This is a genomic window from Clostridium guangxiense (assembly GCF_021043395.1).
Classification (GTDB): domain Bacteria; phylum Bacillota; class Clostridia; order Clostridiales; family Clostridiaceae; genus Clostridium_S; species Clostridium_S guangxiense.
The window spans coordinates 13,159-33,570 of the sequence record NZ_JAJNKE010000041.1; the positions used below are offsets into that span (position 1 = coordinate 13,159).

The 20,412-nt window shown below is 29.8% G+C and carries 17 protein-coding genes and 1 pseudogene; 7 read left to right on the forward strand and 11 right to left on the reverse strand.

Annotated features, from left to right (window positions below; genetic code table 11):
- The first annotated feature begins 27 nt into the window (after positions 1–27).
- Complete coding sequence (locus tag LQK79_RS17455; protein WP_231017332.1) at positions 28–1,245, forward strand: MFS transporter; 1,218 nt, start codon at positions 28–30, stop codon at positions 1,243–1,245.
- Positions 1,246–1,252: 7 nt separating this feature from the next.
- Here the strand turns inward: LQK79_RS17455 and LQK79_RS17460 are convergent, their stop codons facing one another.
- Entirely contained in the window at positions 1,253–1,579 is a 327-nt protein-coding gene (locus tag LQK79_RS17460) for a winged helix-turn-helix transcriptional regulator (protein WP_053241708.1), read from the reverse strand.
- 127 nt (positions 1,580–1,706) lie between these two features.
- Between LQK79_RS17460 and LQK79_RS17465 the strand changes: the two genes are divergently transcribed.
- The gene (locus tag LQK79_RS17465; RefSeq protein WP_053241707.1) at positions 1,707–2,357 is read left to right on the forward strand and encodes a flavodoxin family protein; all 651 of its coding nucleotides are present in this window, start codon (positions 1,707–1,709) and stop codon (positions 2,355–2,357) included.
- 255 nt (positions 2,358–2,612) lie between these two features.
- Here the strand turns inward: LQK79_RS17465 and LQK79_RS17470 are convergent, their stop codons facing one another.
- From LQK79_RS17470 to LQK79_RS17490, 5 genes are all read right to left on the reverse strand, one after another.
- A complete protein-coding gene (locus LQK79_RS17470) occupies positions 2,613–3,764 on the reverse strand; it encodes an AI-2E family transporter (protein WP_231017333.1) in 1,152 nt (383 codons plus the stop codon).
- Between the two features lie 263 nt (positions 3,765–4,027).
- Entirely contained in the window at positions 4,028–5,434 is a 1,407-nt protein-coding gene (locus LQK79_RS17475) for a 6-phospho-beta-glucosidase (RefSeq protein WP_053241706.1), read from the reverse strand.
- Positions 5,435–5,625: 191 nt separating this feature from the next.
- A complete protein-coding gene (locus LQK79_RS17480) occupies positions 5,626–6,390 on the reverse strand; it encodes a MurR/RpiR family transcriptional regulator (protein ID WP_053241705.1) in 765 nt (254 codons plus the stop codon).
- 194 nt (positions 6,391–6,584) lie between these two features.
- On the reverse strand, positions 6,585–7,097 hold the full coding sequence (locus LQK79_RS17485) for a QueT transporter family protein (protein WP_053243047.1): 513 nt from the start codon (positions 7,095–7,097) through the stop codon (positions 6,585–6,587).
- A 268-nt stretch (positions 7,098–7,365) separates the two neighbouring features.
- A complete protein-coding gene (locus LQK79_RS17490) occupies positions 7,366–7,746 on the reverse strand; it encodes a sodium:solute symporter family transporter (protein ID WP_331000767.1) in 381 nt (126 codons plus the stop codon).
- Between the two features lie 125 nt (positions 7,747–7,871).
- On the opposite strand from LQK79_RS17490, the gene LQK79_RS17495 reads away from it, so the two are divergent.
- Both LQK79_RS17495 and LQK79_RS17500 read left to right on the forward strand, forming a co-directional pair.
- Positions 7,872–8,060, forward strand: coding sequence for a hypothetical protein (locus tag LQK79_RS17495; RefSeq protein ID WP_053243045.1), 189 nt, complete (start codon positions 7,872–7,874; stop codon positions 8,058–8,060).
- Between the two features lie 80 nt (positions 8,061–8,140).
- Positions 8,141–8,791 (forward strand): annotated as a pseudogene (locus LQK79_RS17500) (IS4 family transposase); the annotation flags it as partial.
- A gap of 2 nt (positions 8,792–8,793) precedes the next feature.
- On the opposite strand, the gene LQK79_RS17505 reads toward LQK79_RS17500, so the two are convergent.
- Complete coding sequence (locus tag LQK79_RS17505) at positions 8,794–10,191, reverse strand: glycoside-pentoside-hexuronide (GPH):cation symporter (RefSeq protein WP_231017334.1); 1,398 nt, start codon at positions 10,189–10,191, stop codon at positions 8,794–8,796.
- A 253-nt stretch (positions 10,192–10,444) separates the two neighbouring features.
- Between LQK79_RS17505 and LQK79_RS17510 the strand changes: the two genes are divergently transcribed.
- Genes LQK79_RS17510 through LQK79_RS17520 form a run of 3 tightly spaced genes read left to right on the forward strand, consistent with a single transcriptional unit; the run spans position 10,445 to position 14,858 of the window.
- Positions 10,445–12,184 carry a sensor histidine kinase gene (locus LQK79_RS17510; RefSeq protein WP_053243042.1) on the forward strand — a complete coding sequence of 580 codons (1,740 nt, stop codon included), beginning with the start codon at positions 10,445–10,447 and terminating at the stop codon, positions 12,182–12,184.
- 25 nt (positions 12,185–12,209) lie between these two features.
- Positions 12,210–13,826, forward strand: a complete 1,617-nt coding sequence (locus tag LQK79_RS17515; protein ID WP_231017335.1) for a response regulator — start codon at positions 12,210–12,212, stop codon at positions 13,824–13,826.
- Positions 13,827–13,862: 36 nt separating this feature from the next.
- Positions 13,863–14,858, forward strand: a complete 996-nt coding sequence (locus LQK79_RS17520; RefSeq protein ID WP_053243041.1) for an arabinose ABC transporter substrate-binding protein — start codon at positions 13,863–13,865, stop codon at positions 14,856–14,858.
- A 128-nt stretch (positions 14,859–14,986) separates the two neighbouring features.
- Here LQK79_RS17520 and LQK79_RS17525 read toward each other — a convergent pair whose 3' ends face one another.
- The 4 genes from LQK79_RS17525 to LQK79_RS17540 all read right to left on the reverse strand — a co-directional run bounded on the left by LQK79_RS17525 (position 14,987) and on the right by LQK79_RS17540 (position 20,106).
- Complete coding sequence (locus LQK79_RS17525) at positions 14,987–15,967, reverse strand: tRNA dihydrouridine synthase (protein WP_053243040.1); 981 nt, start codon at positions 15,965–15,967, stop codon at positions 14,987–14,989.
- 379 nt (positions 15,968–16,346) lie between these two features.
- Positions 16,347–16,778 carry a hypothetical protein gene (locus tag LQK79_RS17530; RefSeq protein ID WP_053243039.1) on the reverse strand — a complete coding sequence of 144 codons (432 nt, stop codon included), beginning with the start codon at positions 16,776–16,778 and terminating at the stop codon, positions 16,347–16,349.
- 109 nt (positions 16,779–16,887) lie between these two features.
- Entirely contained in the window at positions 16,888–18,294 is a 1,407-nt protein-coding gene (locus tag LQK79_RS17535; protein ID WP_231017336.1) for an amino acid permease, read from the reverse strand.
- 444 nt (positions 18,295–18,738) lie between these two features.
- The gene (locus LQK79_RS17540) at positions 18,739–20,106 is read right to left on the reverse strand and encodes an MATE family efflux transporter (RefSeq protein WP_053243622.1); all 1,368 of its coding nucleotides are present in this window, start codon (positions 20,104–20,106) and stop codon (positions 18,739–18,741) included.
- Between the last annotated feature and the right edge of the window lie 306 nt (positions 20,107–20,412).

Here is a 20,412-nt window from a genome sequence, read left to right on the forward strand (position 1 = left end):
CTATTTAATCTAAGGAAGTGATTTATAATGTATCAATCAAATAACACGGTTACAAAAATAAATTCATCAATAAATAATTTTGAGGTTAAACCAATACTAACTAATTTATTAATTTTAGTTATGTCCATAGCCTGTGGACTTACTGTAGCAAATTTATATTATATACAACCACTTTTAGCTGATATAGCTAAAACCTTTCATGTAAGCCAATTAAACATAGGCTTTGCAGCTACACTTACACAAATAGGTTATGCAGTTGGAATGATATTTATATTGCCTTTAGGAGATATAAAAGAAAAGCGAAAATTAATAATAATAATGCTTTTATTCTCGATGCTCTCACTTATAAGCATGTTCTTCTCTTCAAATATATATGCTCTGATATTTTCTTCCTTTGCTGTTGGATTTACTTCTATTATTCCTCAGCTTATTATTCCTTTAGCCGCTGAGCTGTCAAATCCACAGCAAAGAGGACAAACAATTGGTACAATAATGAGCGGCTTATTAATTGGAATATTGCTTTCTCGTACAGTCAGCGGCATATTAGGCGGCTACTTAGGCTGGAGAACAGTTTATATTATTGCAGCAATTATGATGTTTGCTCTTATGCTTCTTCTTAGGAAATTAATCCCCATATGTGAATCCGTTTCTGACATTAAATATACTAAACTTCTGAAATCAATGATACTCTTAATAAAAACTGAACCAATTTTAAGAAGAGCTTCTATGAATGGTGCATTAATGTTTTCAGCTTTTAGTGCCTTTTGGACATCACTTATATTCTTACTTGAAAGCTCTCATTACAATATGGGAGCTGAAGCAGCAGGTTTATTTGGGTTAGTTGGTATCAGCGGCGCTCTTGCTGCTCCAATAGTTGGAAAAGTATCTGACAAAAGGGGTTCAAGATTTACTATAGGTATATGTATAATCGTAGTTATACTTGCTTACTTATCTTTCTTTCTATTTGGCTTTAAAATTTGGGGACTTATTTTAGGAATTATTCTTCTAGATTTAGGAGTACAATCCTGTAATGTCTCTAACCAAGCAAGAGTTCATTCCTTGAACGAAAAAACACGTAATAGACTTAACACAATTTACATGGTTAGTTTTTTTCTTGGAGGAGCATTAGGTTCATTTTTAGGTTCCTATAGCTATTCACATTTTGGATGGTATGGAGTTTGCATTTTTGGAATAGTCACTCAAGTTATAGCAATTATTCTACACACTACTGAAAAAAAAGTATAAAATAAATCTATTTTTTAATATGCTCATTACCCCATTTGCTCATAAGTTCAAGAATTGGTATTAATGACATTCCTTCCTCTGTTAAGGAATATTCAACCTTGGGCGGAACTTCATTATATTGTTCTCTATGAATTAGATTGCTGATTTCAAGTTCTTTTAGCTGTGCACTTAATGTCTTATGAGCAATAGGTTCTAAACTATCTCTCAATTTATTATATCTTATTACCTTAGCTTTATATATTTTCCACAATATAATCCATTTCCACTTTCCCTCAACTACAGACATCGTATAGCGCATTCCACAAGTACCATATTTATCTTCAAAACTAATCATAACACTGCTCCTTTACTAACATTGTTGTTACCATATAACAAATAAGTGCATACTTACTTATTTTTTTATCATGATATATAATTTATAACATAAAGTCAATTAAACATACAATATGGAGGTAAAATTAATGAAAGTAATTGCAATTAACGGAAGTCCTAGAAAAAATAAAAATACAGCTACTCTTCTTACTAATGTTCTAGACGGAGCATCTTCATGTGGTGCCGAAACAGAGCTTATTCATCTTTATGATAAAAATTATAAAGGCTGTGTAAGTTGCTTTGCCTGCAAACTAAAAAATGGTAAAAGTTATGGAAAATGTGCCTTAAAAGATGATTTAACACCTATTTTTGAAAAAGTTTCAAATGCTGATGCAATTATTTTGGGCTCTCCAATATACTTACACTCAGTTACTGGAGCTATGAGATCCTTCTTAGAAAGACTCATTTTTCAATACCTAGTTTATGATAAAGATCATTCAAGTCTTTTCCAAAGAAAAATACCAGCCGGATTTATTTATACAATGAATGTAACCAATGAGCAATTTAAAGCTGGATATGAAGATGATCTAAAATCTCTTCAAGCATATATAGAGAAGACCTTTGGTTCTTTTGAATCCTTAGCTGTAAATGACACATACCAATTTAATGATTATTCAAAATATGTTGCCCCACTATTTGATGAAAAGAAAAAGAGAAAAGTTAGAGAAGAACAATTTCCAAAGGACTGTCAAAACGCATTTAATATGGGCGTAAGATTTGTTAAACAAGCTAATGAATAAAAAGGAAACATATAATCTTATATACATGGATTTTACTTATAGATATCATTTTTAATTATTTCAGCTCCTACTAGTACAACTTCTTAGATTCTAACAAATGGAGCTGTCGCGCTAATAATTATTTAATATGTAATTTAAAAATATCGTGAACTCTGCTGATCGCTTCCATGCCTCTTCCATAGGTTTATTAAAATATCATGAACCTTCACACACAATTACATGTGGTTACTCAAGTAAATTTGCAATTTCAAAACACTATTCTATTTTTAAAGATTTTCGCTCTAATCTAGTATATACCTCTTTGCGAAATAAAACATAAGCTACTGAAAATAGGGGAATAGAGATAATCATGCCCGCAACTCCCAAAATTTTATCTCCTAAAATTATTGCTACTAATACCAAAATAGATGGTAATCCCACAGAATTCCCCACAACCTTTGGATAAATCAAATTATCTTCCAGCTGCTTAATTATTGCATAAACAACTATAAAAACAACTGCCTTTATAGGATTAAATATTAAAAGCAATAATACGCTTAAGACAAATCCGATAATTGAGCCTATCATAGGTATAATTGAAAAAACTCCTATTATTATACTAATCACAATTGCATATGGAAGCCTTAAAATTGTCATTACAATAAAAAACGTAACTCCCAAAATTGCCGATACAGTACATTGTCCGGTAATAAAATTTGAAAAGGTATTATTCGTAAGTTTTAATATTTCTAACATGAAGTCCACTCTTTCCTTTTTAAAAAAAGCATATAATACCTTTTTAATCTGAGTGCTTAATTTCTTCTTTTGTGCCAATATGTATATGGAAAATACAAATGCTAACACAAATTCTACAGTAGTACTAGCTAAAGCAGTTGCCGCTCCTAAGGTTGACATAAGAACTGAACTAGCTCCATTAAAAACAATTGATTTTACCCTGTTTAAAGTTCCATTCCAATCTATATTCATATTATTAACTAAGTTCATTACATTCTTAGATAGCCAAGTATTGCCGTTCAGAAATTTTTGGAAGGCTATTTCAGAATTATTAAAAGTTTTTGGCAATATTTTAATAGTTTCAACTATATTGGGTATAATTATAGCAGAAACCAATACTAAGCCACCTAATATAAGAAGACATGAAACCACTATACTAATGCCTACATTAAATTTTCTAATTATTTTGCCTATTCCCTTTTCCTTCCAATTCAATAACTTTTGGGAAAAAAACGTAACTGGTATATTAAGAATAAAGGCAATGCATCCACCTAAGATAAACGGAAAAAATAATTCATATATCCTATTTAATATTCCAATAATATCCTTGCCATAATTAAATGAAATATATAATAAAAATGCTGCAATTATTAAAGTAGCAATCTTACTTCTAATTTTCTCTTCTAATTTCATAATGCTTTGCCTTCCCTCTTTAATAGCTATTTCTTATTATACTAATAACTATATCATCCTTTGCAATTTATGTACACAGCTATTTAAATTACAAAAAAACTCCTCATTGTAATATTCAATAGACTTATTACAAGAGGAGCTTTCATCTTTAAAATGTACTTACTGCTTAAAGCTTTATCAACATTCTTTTGTAACCTAAGCAAAATAACACGCAACCTTATGCTTCTTTGATATTTCATTAAAAGCTAGTCACAATAATATACTTAAAGTGTTTCTCCGTTGCTTTCAATTACTCTTTTATACCAATAAAATGATTTTTTCTTACTTCTTCCTAAAGTTCCTTTACCATCATTATCTTTATCAACATAAATGAAGCCATAACGCTTTTTCATCTCACCCGTTCCAAATGACACTAAATCTATGCATCCCCATGGCGTATATCCCATTAAATCAACACCATCAATTTCAACAGCTTTTTTCATTTCCTTAATATGTTCACTTAGGTAAGAAATTCTATAGTCATCATTGCATGAGTCATCTTTTTCTTTTACATCGACTGCACCAAATCCATTTTCAACAATAAATAATGGTTTTTCATAACGCTCATATAATGAATTTAACACATATCGCAAACCAACAGAATCAATTTGCCAACCCCAATCACTAGCTTTTACATACGGATTTTTGATTTCATTTGTATTGTTCTGATTATCAGCCTTTACTGTCTTTGACATATAATAACTAAATCCAATATAATCAACACAGCCATCTCTTAAAATTTGAGCATCTTCTTCTTCCATTTTAATATTATAGCCATTTCTTTCCCAACTCTTAAGCGCATAGCTTGGATAATATCCTCTGCAATGAACATCTCCAAAAAGATATATATTATGCATTGATTGCACAGAAAGCATTACATCTTCCGGATTACAAGAATATGGATACACTGGCACACACGCAAGCATACATCCCACCTTAAAATCTGGATTTATTTCATGAGCCTTTTTAACAACTAAAGCACTAGCAACAAGTTCATGGTGCACTGCTTGATATGTTACTTCCTCTCTATTTTCACCTTCTTTGAATATAATACCTGAATTAGTAAATGCAAATAAATCCTGCTCTGTTTGTGTTTGATTGTTTATTTCATTAAATGTCATCCAATATTTAACCTTATTCTTATAACGTTTCATAACAGTCACAGCATATCTTACAAAAAAATCAATAACTTTTCTACTTCTCCAACCACCATAATTTTTAACTATTCCATAAGGTATTTCAAAATGTGATAATGTGATTACAGGCTCGATTTTATACTTAAGCATTTCATCAAACATATCGTCATAAAATTTCAAACCTTCTTCATTAGGCTCCATTTCATCACCATTTGGAAAAATTCTACTCCATGCTATTGAAGTTCTAAAACATTTAAATCCCATTTCAGCAAATAATTTAATATCTTCTTTATATCTATGATAAAAGTCAATTGCTTCATGGTTAGGATAGTTTAATCCCTCAATTACTCCATCTGTAATTTTTCTTGGCACTCCATTTGCTCCTGCTGTCATTACATCAGCAGTGCTTATTCCTTTACCGCCTTCATTCCATCCGCCTTCTAATTGATGCGCTGCAACTGCTCCACCCCATAAAAAATTCTTACTAAATGCCATATTTTATCCTCTCCTTTTAAGCTATCATATACAAAAATAATTTATCTTTTTAATTTCTGCTTCAAATTTTCTGTAAAGCTTTTTCTAAAGCATATTATAAAACTAAAAAATTCTCTTGTAATCATTTTAAGAGTCTAAAATAACAGGTCTTATTTTTTGTATATTGTAACAAGAAAAAAACATATTGTTTTTTATTCGTCAATATTATTTATTACTTTATATTTTTGTTTTACTATACAATTGTTATATAATCTCTTTCCTACAGTTTCTATAATATAAATTGGTGGTAAATGACTAGTTACATCCATTAGTCCTACCTTCTCTTCTGGTATATAATATGAAATATTGAAGTTAGACATCCTCGCTATTGTACTGTTCGCACTATTCGTTATACTTGCTATCCTACATTTTTGTTTTTTAAATATATTTATAGCATTTATAATCTCTGGTGTTTCACCTGATACGGATAATACTATAACTAAATTATTTTTATAATACTCACAGTTTACAGGAAATAATAAGTCATCTATGTAAACAGCGAATTTTCCTATTGAAGCCATATATCTGGCCCCATATTTAGCAACTATTCCAGATAAACCTCCCCCTATAAATATTAAATTTTCAGCATTATTAATTAACTCACATAACTCATTTACCTTTCCATCAAATCCGGGATCCGCCATTCTCTCAAAATTATCTAATATGACCGATACATCTTCATTTACTTTTTTATTACAATTACCTTCCATGTACATCTTAAACTTCAATTTGAACTCTGAAAATCCAACACAATTCACTTTTTTACAAAATCTTAAAATAGTGGTTGTTGAAACATGTGCTTCATTAGCCAAATCTCTTATCTTCATATACATTACCTTTTCACTATTTTTCATTATATATTCATATAAAGATAATTCTAACTCATTTAAGTTTTGTATTACTTCATATTCAAACATAACTTTCTTCCCCTCCGTTCCATATCCAATCAAAATATAAAGTTTATATATAGTAGAATTATACTATATTTTATATATATAAATTTAAATGTTAAATTCTTAATATCTTTTCAATAAAAAATGATAGACATTTTTCTTTATCTATCATTTTGGCATTTCTGCATTTATAAATATTTAATTAAAGCTTAAATCTATTATTTTAAATTTTTATGAATCAATAGTAATTTCCCATATTTATTTTGTATAAATTTTACAACTTGCAGTCCAACTATTGTAACTACAACAAATTCACCAATTGCAACTTCACCAATTGACAATGCAAGAGGTAATTTATAAAGATAACTAAGCATTCCCCCAATTATTAGACCATTAAAAACAGTAGGCCAAAGCGATGCTATTAATAATGAAGCTTTTTTATTCCGTGCAAACCTTCCTGTAAATGAAATAGCACAAACACTAATAAAGGTTGCTATTGTACCAAATATAATATCAGTTAATCCATTGGGTCCAAGAATATTTGCAATAAAGCATCCAATAGTGAGTCCAGCAATATAAAACGGATCGAAAAATGCTAGTAATACCATTATTTCTGATACTCTAAATTGTATAGCCCCATAGCTTATTGGCGCCAGAACAATTGTTACAACTGCATAAAGTGCTGCTATAATAGCTGTTTTAACTAATCTTTCTACTGTCTTATTATCCATATAAACTCCCTCATTTTATTAATAATATTCTCCAAGCCAGCACTACATATAAAAGTCTCCAAATAAAAAAATCGTAAGAAATATCCTACGATAAATAAACTCAACAAAAATAAAAGATTCTATTAATAAAAAAATCAATTTAAATCCTTATTATTCTTAATTATTTTACCATAGTTTTATTTTAAGTCAGGAGGCTTTCGAACTGACTAAATGTTAATTTTCATCTTTATGATTATATCAAATAGATAAAGCTATTGCAAACTGTACATTACAAATTATGTGCGGTATAGTAAAACCTATAGTTTACTGTTTGCAAGTATTGAAATAAGCCTTGTGGCGCATACATTATAAATGGTGCTATAGTCATTGAAATTATAGCCAAAACAAGACCAAACAACTTACCTTTTGATATAATTTCTTTATCAGATTTTCCCTTTCCAAGTACAGGACTATACACATTTAGTGCAAATAAAGTTGAGGCACTATTTAAAACTCCATTAAATACACTCAACACTGATCCAAACATAGCTGCTGCAAAGAAACCTATTAAAGGTTTTGGCAATACATCATTTACAAGTCTTGAGTATAATAAATCTGGATTCTTAACTCCTGCTCCATATATGTGGAAAGCTACAATTCCAGGTATTATAACTCAACTTTCGCACATAAAAATTAAGTCGAAAGCCTTCAGAATAAACATATAAAGCAAAGAAATATTCCTTTTGGTATAATAGAATTGCTAAAAACACCACACCAAAGAAAGGAATGTTTCTTATGAATACTATTATATCAAATGATACTACTGATAAACAATTTAATTTTACTATAAATAGATTTTTTAAAGATAACAAAATTGGATATATACTCAAACAATGTAATTTTTCTAAAGAAAGAGGGTTTTCTTGTATTAAAATATTTCAATATATTTTCATGCTTGTTTTTACTGGAAAAACCTATTTATAAACTTGGAGTCTTGAAAAAACAATCAATTTTCAAAAGATACTGTATATAGATTCCTTAATTCTCCAAACTTCAATTGGAGAAAGTTTCTGTTTTTACTTTCTTCATCAATCATAAAAAATGTTATTGTACCACTTACTTCAGAAGATAGAGTTAACGTACTTGTAGTTGATGATTCTTTATACAGTAGGTGCAGGAGTAAATCTGTTGAACTTCTTGCAAGAGTTCGTAACCATGTTGACCATAAATATGTAAAAGGTTTTCGCCTTCTTACCCTTGGTTGGTCAGATTGCAATACTTTTTTACCGCTTGCTTTTACTCTGCTTTCTTCCGAAAAGGAGAAAAACAGACTTTGTTCTGAAAACCACAATATTGATAAAAGAACCAACGGTTCTAAACTCCGTAAGGAGGCTGTTTTAAAGTCACCTGAAGTTATGATTAGTTTACTTAAACAAGTTTCAAAATATGCTATTCCTGCATCATATGTTTTTTTTGACAGTTGGTTTACGTACCCAAAAACTCTTATACAGATTTTAGAACTTAAACTTAATACTATTGCCATGGTCAAAGCAATGCCAAGGGTTTACTACAATTACAATGGTAAGTTATTGAACCTTAAAAATCTCTATGCTAATTTAAGAAAAAAGCGTGGTAAAGCCAAAATTCTTTCTTCTGTTATCGTAGGTATTGGCTCTGACAAAGATGGATTAAGTTTATTTAATATGCCAAAATAAACTTACTGTCCATTTTTTTCTAATGATGCTTCCAACTTTTTTACTATTTCAGCATGTCTTTTCTCTGTTAATTTAATTTTGGATAAGAATATAATGCAAGATATAATTATTAACGCTGCTGGCAAATAAAATGCCCATATCTTAAATGTAAAAATACCTTTTGGTGTTATATCCTTTGCTTGTGCATTTCCAATCATACCACAAGATACTGATACAAAACCTACAATACCATTAGATAGCGCACCCGCAATCTTATCTAGCAAGGGACGAAGAGATAAAGTTACGGCTTCATTACGAACACCATTTTTCCATTGTCCATACTCAACCGCATCACTTATTGTCATTAACACTGATAAGAAAATTAGCTGATATGGGAAATAGAAGAATACTAAACCTATAATAATAACTACCAATAAACTTGATGATGCTACTGAAAATAATAAATATCCAATTAACATTGATACTATACCAATTGCGTAGACGTATTTTCTTGAAATAAATTTAGTTATAACTGGATATAATGGAACAGCTACAATACCACAAATTGCAGATACAACACCTACAATTGAAAATGCTGATATATTAGCAATGACATATTGAAAATAAAGCATTAATACCGCTGTTGTAGCTACATAACTAATAGCAAATAAAATATATGCCAAAGCTAACCACATTAACTGATCATTTTTAACAAGTGCACCAAAAACATCTTTAATTGAAGTTTTATCATTTTGTTGACGTAAAACACTATCTTTTTCTTTTGTTCCAAAAGCTGCAATCCAGCTTGTGACACCATATATTGATGCAGCTATTAAACCAAAAGCAAACCATCCGCTAGAGGCTTTACCAGAAAATTTTGAAGTAAAAAATGCAACTATAGGAACTACTGCTAAAGTTGTACCATTTGCCCCTAATGATGAAGCAAAACGAGCAAAAGTTGCTAATTTTCCACGTTCCTCTGAATTTTCACTAAGTGCAGGTATTATTGACCAAAATGCTATATCCTTAAATGAATAAGTACAATCTAAAATAACAAAAACAATAATAAATACAACTGTGAATAAAGTTTGATTACTTGTAGCTAGTCCAAAAAAATTAGTAAATAGCATTACCAGGCAAATTGCACTAACTGTTCCACCAAAACAAAGCCATGGACGAAATTTTCCCCATCTAGTTTTGGTGGCATCTATAACTCCACCAATAAGTGGATCAAATACGATTTCAATTAACCTAATACCAACAACCAATGTTGTAACTAAACCTATCATTTTTGTCTGAACTTCTTTTGGTGCTCCTTCAAACATAGCTTTGGTAACAAAAATCATAAAATATGTTGATAATGTTGCATAATAAATATCATGACCAAATGCACCTAATGCATACGCAATTCTTTGTTTCATTTTTATACACATTCCTTTCATTTCTCTAAATATACTAAACGTCCAGCTGTAATCGTTAACTATATTATATTGAAATCGTTTGAATATAAAAATTTAAAATATTAACTTTTCTTATAAAATATTAACTTAATATAAAATTTATTTTTAGTTAAGTTAAACCTAAAATATGTATACGGTATTTCCCAATACTTAAGGGAATCTTTGGTTTTGAAATCCTATACTCTTAGTGCTATACTTTCTTTAGGTGATAATAATGAAGATGAAAAGAATCACAAAAATAAGCAATAGAATAACTATATATTTTTCCATTATAATACTTTGCCTAACTCTAGCCATTACATCATCTATAAGTCATATATTTTCTAAAGAAATAATTAAACAATATAACAATGTTGCATCAGAAAAAATAACAGTAATTTCTAAAATACTTAATGAAAATTTAGATTCTATAAGACATGATTCTTATATGATTGAAAACGATAAGAATGTTTACGATTATATGTCTAAGCTTAACCAAAATAATTCCATTAATTCAGCAAATAATACTGCATTTTTTAACTCTTTATCGGAGTATTGCAAATGGAATAACTATATAACTTCTATTATTCCTTTAACAACTGATAAAAAAATAATGGATCCTCTTTATTCAAAATACCCTTACAGCAGTTTAATTTATGGAAATAAGGAGTTGGACAGCTTTATAGAAAGTGGCTATTCAAACAAATTCTCCTCTCCAAATACTTTTCCATTTAATTATGCAGATCCAGATTATGATAAAAAAACAACTATAACTTATTTTTCAAGATATTTAGATAAAGAAAATTATTCTTTAATTGGCTATCTTATGATCAACATAAAAAAGAAAAGCTTATTTGCAAATATAGATGACTACTGCAGTGGTGTTTTTAATAGTACTTTTATTCTTGATAAAAGCGGGAACTTAATATATAAAATAGGAAATATTAATTATAACAAAGCAATGCTAGAAAAAGTTAATACTGATACCGTAAAGATTAACAATACAAAATATATTGAATTTAATAGTGTCATAGAAGCATATCCAGAATGGAGAGTAATCGGATTAATATCTCTAGATTCTTTAACTAAAAACCTAGATACTATTCGAAGTTTAATTTATTGTATAGGTATTTTCAGTATTATAATTGTAATTTTTATCAGTCATATTACTTCAAAGAAAATAACAGATCCTATATATGATATTACAAAAGCAATGAATAAATTTGAAAATGGAGAATGGCCGGACAAGCTAGAAGCTAAAACTGAGGATGAACTCAAATACCTTATAACCTGTTTCAATAAGATGATTAATAATATGAGAAGCTTGATTGAGCAAATATATAAAGAAGAAGAAGAAAACAAAAAGCTTGAAGTAGAAGCTATGAAAACTCAGCTGGATTTGCTGCAATCACAGATAAATCCTCATTTTATACATAATACGCTAAATACAATAAACTATTTAGCTATAAAAAATAATCAAAACGAAATTAGAGAATTAATTCAATCCTTTAATAGTCTATTAAGACAAAGTATATCAACAAGTAAAAAATTTATAACTTTGGAAGAAGAGCTCACCTGCACTGAAAATTATTTAAGAATACAAAAATATAGATATGGAGACATAGTTAAATTAGTATACAATATGCCTGAAGAATTAAATAACTGTTTAATACCAAAATTAATACTTCAACCTCTTATTGAAAATTCCCTTTATCATGGAATAGTTCCTAAAGGTTATGCTGGTACTATAAGAATAGATATACTAAAAAAAGAAAAATTCATAACTATAAGAGTTATAGATGACGGCGTTGGAATAGGCAAACAAAAATCCTCTCATAAAGGATTCAATGGTATTAGTTTAGATAATATAAAGGAAAGGCTCAAATTATATTTTGGAAGTGAATATAATTTAAAAGTATATAGCAAAACTGGAATTGGAACCTGTATAGAATTTAATATTCCGTATATTTATTAGAAATGCTCTAAAGGAGGACAACAACATGTACAAGGTAATGATTGTTGATGATGAAATACCAGCACGCGAAATTCTTTCCTACATAATAAATTGGGAAGATACTGATTTTCGAATAGTATATAGTGCCTCAAATGGTAAAGAAGCATTAAATAAATACTCTGATATAAAACCAGATCTTATTATTACAGACATACAAATGCCTATTATGGATGGCTTAGATTTAATAGAAGAAATACAAAAAATAAATAAATATCAAAAATTTGTAATATTAAGCTGCTATGAAGATTTTACTTATGCTCAAAGAGCTATGAAAATGGGAGTAAAAGATTATTTAATAAAAGATTTAATATCTCCCAATGACTTGTATGGTATATTAGCCAAGACAAAAACTGATATTGATAATGCAAGCATGAAAAGTAATAAAACTACAAAAGAGCATAGACTTTTAAATTTTTTTAAAGAAAATAAAGATATAGCACTAAGAAAGCTTATATTCAATAACATAGATGAAGATGACTGCTATAATCTTATTGAAAATCTAAATTTTAATTTAAATGGGAAACTTTTCACTCTATTTTTCATCCAAATAGATAACTTTTTTAAATATATAGAAAATGAAAAATTTTATACCCAAACACTTAATGAGATAATTAAAAATGTTACTGAAATTATAAAAGAACTTAATATTGGAGAAAGCTTCTACAGCGAAAATGGAGAATTTACAGCTATTATACGTTTAACTCCAACTAATAGTGAAGCCGATATAATAAATCAATGCTATTCTTTAGCACAAGAAATAAGGAGAAGAATTTCTCTTATAAATAATATTAGCTTAACAATAAGCATAAGCTCTACTTTTAAAAAGCCATTTGGACTAAAAAAATATTGGGATGAAGTAATAAAACTTTCTAAAATGAAAATATTCTTAGGAAATGATACTATAATTTTAAATAATACTTTTGTTAAAAATTTAAACTTAAGCACTGATACCTTAAATAAAAGAATTTATGCCATTAATATAGCTATTGACCAAAATCATATTGAAAACTTAAAATTAGAACTTACCCATTTATACGATAGGGATATAAGAGGTTTTATGCAGCTTAATTATCTAAATTATATAAACTCCTCTCTTTTAGATTTAATAGTAAAAACCTGCAATAGATATTCCATAAACTATAAAGATATCTTTGGAACCTCATACATACCTATGGAGATTCTGACAGCAAAGGAAACTGTTGAAGAAATGAACAATTGGTTTATTGAGATATTTACAAAAATAATTAACATTAAATTTAGTAATTCTTTTAAAAACAAGTACAGCAAAAAGGTATCAGACTGCATAGATTACATAAACAAAAACTTATATAATCACTCATTAAGTTTAACAGATATAGCTGAAAATATTAATGTTCATAAGGTTTATCTATGCAGAATATTTAAAGAAGAAACAGGCGAAAATGTAACACAGTATATTTTAAAGGCTAGGATAGAGAAGTCTAAAGAAATAATTTTATCTACTAATTATAAACTTTATGAAATATCAGATAAACTTGGCTTCAGCAGCCCTCAACAATTTAGCATATTATTTAAAAAAATTACAGGTATTACACCAAACCAATTTAGAGACTCAAATTTTTAATTTAAGCCTCTATTAATGAAAGGAATTTATATTAACATGAATAGAAAATTACTTTTAGCTTTATTTATGATTTTTACCACCTTAATTTTTTCTTGTGATACAGTACCAAGTAAAGAAATTACTAAAAAATCCGACTTAGTTATTGCGGTTGTTTATAAAACTTTAGATGAAGCATGGTTTCAAGAAGAAAGTGAAGCTGCTAAAAATCAAGCTTTAAAAATGGGAGCAAAAGAAGTAATAACTATAGATGCTAAGATGAATCCAGATGTATATTTATCTGCTTTAGATAGCTTAATCACTCAAAAAGTAGATGGTATATTGATATGTATTCCTGATCAAAAGTTAAGTAAAATTACCATTGATAGATGCAAAAAATCAAATATTGCCGTTATTGCCTGCGATGATCCTCTTACTGATAATGAAGGTAATTATCTTGCTCCCTTTGTCGGAATTGATTCTAGTAAAATAGGACGGGATATGACTAATTTTTTAGTAGATTACTTAAAGAAAAATAATAAATTAACTAATCTTGAGTCTTCTGGACTCTTACTTATGTCTATGGATTCTGTATCTAGCTGTATACCTAGAACAGAAGGTCAACTAGAGACCTTTAAGAATAAACTTCCAAGCTTCCCAAAAGAGAATATTTTTCAAGCAGAATATAATGGACAGTCTGAAAAAAGTTTTTACTCTGCAGCTTCTACTATAACTAACAATAAAAATATAAAAAATTGGTTTATAATGTCTGCTAACGAAGCTGGCACCATTGGAGCAATAAAAGCCCTTGAACAATCAGGACTTTCAAGAAATGCTGTAGCTGTAGGAGTAGGCAATTATGTAGCAAAGGATGAATTTCAAAAAGAAAAGTCTCCTCTTATAGCTTCTGCGTATATAAGTGCCACCAAAGTAGGACAGATTGCCGCACAAGAACTCATGGAAAATCTTCTACTTAATAAAAATATACCTAAGAAATATTTAGTTAAGGACAAAATAATCACAAAGGACAACTATCAAAATTTAATACTGAAATAATTATGCTATTGATGGGTTTATATTAGGTTGTATAGAATTACATTTACTATTAAATCAAAAGATATAAATTTAATAGTATTTAATTCAAAAGCTGTACTGTAAAAACATTAGAATTTGCATTAAATTAGTTAATCATATAATTGATTTCCATCATAAAATAATCCAGCACCCTGCACAATATCCTGCTCTGCAAATAAAGCTGAAACTGCTAAATTATAATCAGTTAACTTTTGTGCTTTCTTAATATTCTTGGCGTATTTTTTATTATTGGAAAATATGTAAATCATATATCCCCATAATTCTTTCATTCTAAGCATTGCATTTTTATTGTCCTTATACGCTTCTATGTATGCACTTAAAATCTCATCGATAAAGGCTTTTATTTGCTTTTTATTTACACTGCTGGCTCCATTTTTTATAGAACTCACTAAGGCTGGATTAGCTATTATCCCTCTTCCAAGCATAACCCTTTTTAACTTTGGAAAAGTTTTTATTAATTTATCATGATCATTAGCAGTAAAAATATCACCATTATAGCATACTGGATTTACGCTTAAAGATAGTGCAGCTTCAAACACCTCTAAATTGGGCTTGTTTTTATAAAAATCCTTTTGCGTTCTAGGATGGATAATTAGCTCCTCTACAGGGTATTTATTAAAAATTTTTATAAGTTCATAAAATTCTTCCGGATTGTCCTTTCCTATTCTAGTTTTTATGGAAATTTTCATATTGTTTATTTTAAATATCTCATCTAAAAATGCATCAAGTTCTTCTCTTTTAGCAAGAAACCCAGAGCCTCTATTTTTTGAAACAACTGTTCTAGATGGGCAACCTAAATTTAAATTAACCTCTTTATAATCTAACTCCTGCAATTTTCTACAAGTAGTAATGAAACCTTGAGAATTATTAGTGAGTATTTGCGGCACAACATTTATTCCTTTATTATTTTCTGGTAAAAGATCTCGTAATTCTTTAGTTTTAAGACTTGTGCTTTCATTGGGAGTAATAAAAGGTGTAAAGTATTTATCAATATCTCCAAAAAATTTATTATAAGAATTTCTGTATATATGTCCTGTAATTCCTTCCATTGGTGCTAAATAATATTCCATTTAATGACTCCTTGAATTTATAAATTAGAAAATATAACTGATTTTCTAATTTTATTTTATCGTATTTGCATATAGATAAACAAGCTGAAAGTTTAAAATTGAAGTTGTTAATTACTCTATTTAGTGTAATAGTAGTATTATTTAAAAAAAGTTTATTTGCACCTATTACAATGTTTTTATCTATCTTAATCACTTCAAAGGCATTTTTATAACTAGTCGAATCATAAACAAAGCTTTTTTGTATTTTATGGTTACATTACTTTTACATATGCAGTAAATCTGCAATCACCAATCAAAAATAGCAGCCTGTAAGCAGCTATTTAAGCCACATATAGGCTGTCATGGATATATATAATAGAGGGAGAGAAGACAAATAAAACTATTTACGAATCAATAATACCCTTGTAAACATAACATGAAAAAGCATTACGAATATTAATATAAAAGCCAATACTCTATGAACTTTAACCCACTTTCCCCTAAAATTTTTATTAATAGCAACCCCATATATCCCTAAAGCAAAAATAGTCCACATTATTAGAGCAGCAATTAGTCCTGGTATTGATAGTCCTATACGAGTATACATCAAATATAGATGCACTATTATGGCTAACGAAGCCACTATACCAATTACTTTATGATATTTCACTATATATTTCATAATAATTCTATATCCACTAATTAGCTTCTGTTTATCCTTAGGAAGCTTGTTTATAAATTTTTTATTTATATATTTGACAAAAAAATTAAGTAAAGCCAGTATATATCCCCAGATGCCAATCCATCCAAGCAGTCCTGCTATTTCCTTCATAACAATTCCTCCCATAAGTACAAAATTTATTTTATTTACTATTAATTCTGTATTTTTATGAATTTTCCTTTAACTTATGAATAAATTTTAATATTTACACAAATTGAAATTATCTTTCCTCGCCCAATAATTTTTTATCTTCAAATTCTTCTGTTTTAAGATTATTCTTTTTATAAATACCAAAAACAAAATAACCTATAGTAACAACCGCACAAAACAAAGCTCCAATTAATAAAGACATCTGTGTTGTAGAGTTAATACACATACCAACTAAAACTAAGCAAAGATACCCAACCACAATATAGTTAGCATATGGAAAGAACTTTGATTTAAATGGATGTTCTGCCATTTCCTCTGCATGCTCTTTTCTAAATTTTATTTGGCTAATGCATAAAACAATCCAAGGAATCATGCCTGGAAAAACACTAGAACTGTAAATATAAACAAACAATTTAGAATTTGGACAGATATAATTTAAAATTACACCAATAAGTAAACAAATCAAAGTTGCTTTAATAGCGTTAGCTGGCACACCATCTTTGTTTAATTTACCAAGAAATTTAGGTGCCTGACCATTTTTTGACAAGGTATAAAGCATACGACCACAGCTATAAATTCCGCTGTTACATCCAGACATTGCAGCCGTAAGCACCACAAAATTAACAATGCCCGCAGCAGCAGTAATTCCAATTTTAGAAAAAGTCAAAACAAATGGACTTCCAAGAGTACCAATTTTATTCCATGGATAAATAGTTACAATTACAAATATAGCACCAACATAGAAAATGAGTATACGCCAAATAATATTTTTCGTCGCTTTTATTAGGGTGTTTTTAGGGTCCTGTGCCTCGCCAGCAGTTATACCTATAAGTTCTACCCCTTGATATGATGCTGTTACCATACACAATGCGAATAGCCAACCTTTCCATCCACCAGCAAAGAAGCCCCCATGCGCTGTAAGATTTTTTAATCCAATAGCTGTTCCATGATTGCCAAAGCCAAAAAAAATCAAACCAAATCCTACTATGAGCATAGCTATAATAGTAACAACCTTAATTAAAGAAAACCAAAATTCAAATTCTCCATAAAATTTAACTGAAGCCATATTTGCAGCGGATATAATGATCAAACCAATTAAAGCAGGAATCCAAGATGGTAAGCCTGGAAACCAATAATTCACATAAATTCCTATGGCAGTGATTTCTGACATACCAATAGCTACCCACATAAACCAATAACACCATGCTGTCATATATCCAGCTAAGTGAGATATGTATTTATTAGCATAATTTGCAAAAGATCCCGCCAGTGGTTCCAAATAAAGCATTTCTCCCATAATTCTCATAATTACGTACATAGCAATTCCAGCTACTCCATACGCAAGCAGTACTGATGGTCCAGCCCATTTAATCGTACTAGCTGAACCCATGAACAAGCCTACTCCAATTGTTCCACCCAGCGCAATCAATTCAATATGACGTGCTTTTAATCCTCGTGATAACTCTTTTTCTTCCATTTAAAATGTCTCCTCTCAAAATGTCAATTAGCAAATTGTTTATTCCACATAGACATTTGTTTATTGCTTCAGTAATATAATACCACAATTTTAGGCTTTTTGTATTTTTACGGAAGACATTTTATTTAAAAATCACTATAGATAGACAACTTGGAATATTAAGATTAGCACTATCAAATTCACCCCGATAAACTGGAAGTTGATTCAGAGCACAGAGTACAAAGTGCAGAGTACAGTGAAGGTGGATTTACCTTTCGTTTCTCTCAGGTAAATCTTAGAACTTAATAGTGTCAGCTACGCTGAGCACTATATTTTAAGCGCTTTGCGTGCATTAAGTTTAAGATTTTTTGTAGCGACAGCGGAGAAAAATCATCCTTCACTGTACTCTGTCCTCTGTACTTTGTACTCTGAGTTAAATTCCAGTTTGTAGAGATAAATTTGTTATTAACAACTTAATTCTTTCACATTGACCTTCCGAATCTTTCGTCTAGCATAAAAGAAAATACCTACCTGTCCAATTCCGGCCAATGCCCAAGTAACCGGGTAACAAGCAAAAAGCACAACCTCTGTATGATGCCAAGTAAAAATTGTAGCTAGCCAAAGAATTCGCATAAGGCAGGCACCTACTAGTGTGGAAATCATAGGTGATATAGAATATCCCATGGAACGGGTCAACCCTGGATACACGTTCATCATACCGCAGGTGAAATATGCAACCATCATGATATTAATACGCAAAATGCCAAGCTTAATGACCTCTGGATCAGATGTAAAAATTCCAAGCAGTTGTTTTCCAAAAATCACTGTCGCACCACCTAAAAGAATCCATGTAGCAAAAATTAATACTGTACACACTTTTGCAATAGTATCAATTCGATTATATTTCTTTGCCCCCATGTTCTGTCCAGTAAAAGAAATTGCTGCATTATAATAGGCATTCATTGTTGTGCCGACATAGTTTTCAACATTGCTTGCAGCTGCACTAGAAGCTACCATAATAGATCCAAAGGAATTAACTGCTGATTGGATTAGTACATTTGAAATAGAAAACAATAATCCTTGCATTCCTGCTGGCAAACCAATTCTCACAATGTCCTTTAGCTTATGCTTATCAATACACATTTTACGTGGTATAAAACGTATAGCTCCCTCACATCTGCATAGACAAACCATAATAAGTATCACTGAAATATACTCTGAAATTACTGTGGCAGATGCCACGCCAGCTACCCCCATATTTAGTACAATCACAAAAAAAAGATTAAATATTACGTGTATTGTACCAGCAATGATAAGATAGTACATTGGACGACGGCTATCACCTACAGCACGTAAAATAGCTGCTGCAAAATTGTATACCATGTTAGCAGGCGTACTGATAAAGTATATTTTCATGTATATTGTAGACAGCCCGATAATATCCTCTGGAGTACCCATCATCTTAAGAAGTGGCTTACAAAATATAATGCCTATAACCATGACAGTAAAGCCACCAATAATACTTATGGCAATAGACGTATGAACAGATCTACTTATATCAGCTTTACGCCCTGCACCACAATCCCGAGCTACAACAACAGTGGTACCTACTGATAACCCCATAAATAAAGTTATGACAAGGTTAATAAGTGAACCTGTTGCTCCTACTGCTGCTAATGCCTTGCTGCCAGAAAAATGTCCTACCACCACCATATCAGCAGTATTGAACATCAACTGCAATATATACATTGCCATAATCGGCAAAGCAAAGATAAATATTTTCTTGAACAACGGGCCGTTGCACATATCTATGTTACGATTTTGAGAACTCATTATGACATCCACTTCCTTTACTTTTGTTGTTTTGAGCTAAATTTATTTATTAAATGGATATACTTAGTATATATAGACAGCTTGAAAGTTTAAAATTAGCTCTACCAAATTCGCTCTGATAAACTGGAAGTTGTGAAGTAATAATGCTTCGTCGCGTTAAAAAAATCCTATAAATCTAAGGCTCAAAAATTGTAAAATACTAAGAAGTTTCAATAACTCGCATACGCTCAAACAGATTGAAATATCTAAGCATTTTACAATTTTTGAACCAAGATTTATTAGAATTTTTTTAAACCGTTCCTTCAG